Origin of the sequence: Streptomyces sp. GC420, assembly GCF_009916105.1 — a bacterium.
Lineage (GTDB): Bacteria > Actinomycetota > Actinomycetes > Streptomycetales > Streptomycetaceae > Streptomyces.
In genome coordinates, this window is the sequence record NZ_JAAAXQ010000694.1 from 1 (window position 1) to 1953 (window position 1953).

Consider the following 1953-nt stretch of genomic DNA (forward strand, 5'->3'; position numbering starts at 1 on the left):
TGCGTGCCCTGACCGACGAGGTCCGCCACCGCATCGAACACCGCTTGACCGCCCCGCGCCCGGCCTGACCCGGCCCGCCCGACCGAGGCCGCCCCGACCGAGACCCGTCGGGGCCGAGCCCGAGCGCGGGGCCGGCCCCGATCCGCCCGGCCCACGGGGCGAAATTCGTGCATGGGCCAACTGCACGGGTACTCCCGGGTGTTGTGCCGGGCGGCTGATTCCTGCCTATACGATCAGCTGTCGGCAGCAGGGCAGGCTGGAGGACGTAAGTGCAGCACGAATTGGTACTCCGGGTGGACGCCGGTCCCGACGCGGCCCCCGAACAGCTGGAGCGCCAGACCCACGGCCTCTACCAGGACCTGAGGACACTCGGTCTGCTGCGGGTGCAGCTCAGGCAGGCGTCCCCGGCGACGGGCACGGCACCGGTCACGGACACCGGGGCCGGGGCGGGTGCCCTCGTTCTCACCGGCGCGTTCTCCTCCGCCGCGGCGAAGGCGCTGGGCAATGTGCTGATCGCCTCCATGCAGCGGTCCGGGGCGCCCGCCGTCCACTGGGAGTTCGAGGGCCGCGCGGGGTCGTTCGCCGCCACGTCGGCGACCGACCGGGACGCACTGGTGGAGGCCGTGACCGCCCGGACCGCGGCTGCCGACGGCTGACACCGCCGCGCCCGTGCCGCCCGCGGCGTGTGCCGTGCGGCGTGCGCGCCCGCGGCGTGTGCCGTGCGGTGCTCAGGCCACGGAGCCGATGCGCCGGCCCGCCGGGCCCACCGGTGCGACCGGCCCGTCGTGGTGGATCGGCGTGTGGGCTCCGGTCAGCGACACCCCGGTCCCGCCTCGTCGGCTCGCCACGATCTCCGCGGCGATCGACAGGGCCGTCTCCTCGGGCGACCGGGCGCCCAGGTCGAGCCCGATGGGTGAGCGCAGGCGGGCGAGTTCCAGCTCGGTCACGCCCGCCTCGCGCAGCCGCCGGTTGCGGTCCTCGTGGGTACGGCGCGAACCCATGGCGCCGATGTAGCCGACCGGCAGCCGCAGGGCCAGCCTGAGCAGCGGCACGTCGAACTTGGCGTCGTGCGTCAGCACGCACAGCACCGTACGCCCGTCGACCCGTGTCGACTCCAGATAGCGGTGCGGCCACTCGACGACGACCTCGTCCGCCTCGGGGAACCGGGCCGCGGTGGCGAAGACGGGCCGGGCGTCGCAGACCGTCACGTGGTAGCCGAGGAACTTGCCGATACGGACCAGGGCGGAGGCGAAATCGACCGCGCCGAAGACGATCATGCGCGGAGCGGGGACGGTGGACTCGACCAGCAGGGTCAGCGGCTGCCCGCAGCGGGAGCCCTCCTCTCCGATCACGACGGTGCCGGTGCGGCCCGCGTCCAGCATGGCGCGGGCCTCGGCGCCCGCCGTGCGGTCCAGCTCGGGATGCCCGCCGAGGGATCCCCGCACCGTGCCGTCGGGCCGCACGAGAAGCGGGCGGCCCATCAGGCCGGCCGGCCCGTCCGTGATCCGCGCGACAGCCGCCGCGTCGCCCGCGGCGGCGGCGGACAGCGCGGCCGCGAACATCTCGCGGCCGGGGTCGCCCGCCCGGACGGGGGTGACGAGGATGTCGATGATGCCGCCGCAGGTGAGGCCGACGGAGAACGCGTCCTCGTCGCTGTATCCGAAGCGCTCGAGGACCGACTCCCCGTCCTCGAGCGCCTGCCGGCACAGCTCGTAGACCGCGCCCTCCACGCAGCCGCCGGAGACCGAGCCGATCGCCGTGCCCTCGCCGTCCACGGCGAGGGCGGCGCCGGGCTGGCGGGGAGCGCTGCCGCCGACGGCCACGACGGTGGCGACGGCGAAGTCACGCCCCTGCTCGGCCCACCGGTTGAGCTGTTCGGCGATGTCCAGCATCTCGGTCTCCTTCGGCGGACGGTGACGGACGGAGGGCGGAGGGCGGAGGACAGAGGACGGA

At 75.0% G+C, this 1953-nt stretch carries 2 protein-coding genes; one reads left to right on the plus strand and one right to left on the minus strand.

From position 1 onward, the window contains the following. Positions 1-269: 269 nt before the first annotated feature. On the plus strand, positions 270-656 hold the full coding sequence (locus tag GUY61_RS37860; protein ID WP_166634820.1) for a hypothetical protein: 387 nt from the start codon (positions 270-272) through the stop codon (positions 654-656). Between the two features lie 72 nt (positions 657-728). Here GUY61_RS37860 and GUY61_RS37865 read toward each other — a convergent pair whose 3' ends face one another. Next, the gene (locus GUY61_RS37865) at positions 729-1892 is read right to left on the minus strand and encodes an XdhC/CoxI family protein (RefSeq protein WP_166634821.1); all 1164 of its coding nucleotides are present in this window, start codon (positions 1890-1892) and stop codon (positions 729-731) included. Between the last annotated feature and the right edge of the window lie 61 nt (positions 1893-1953).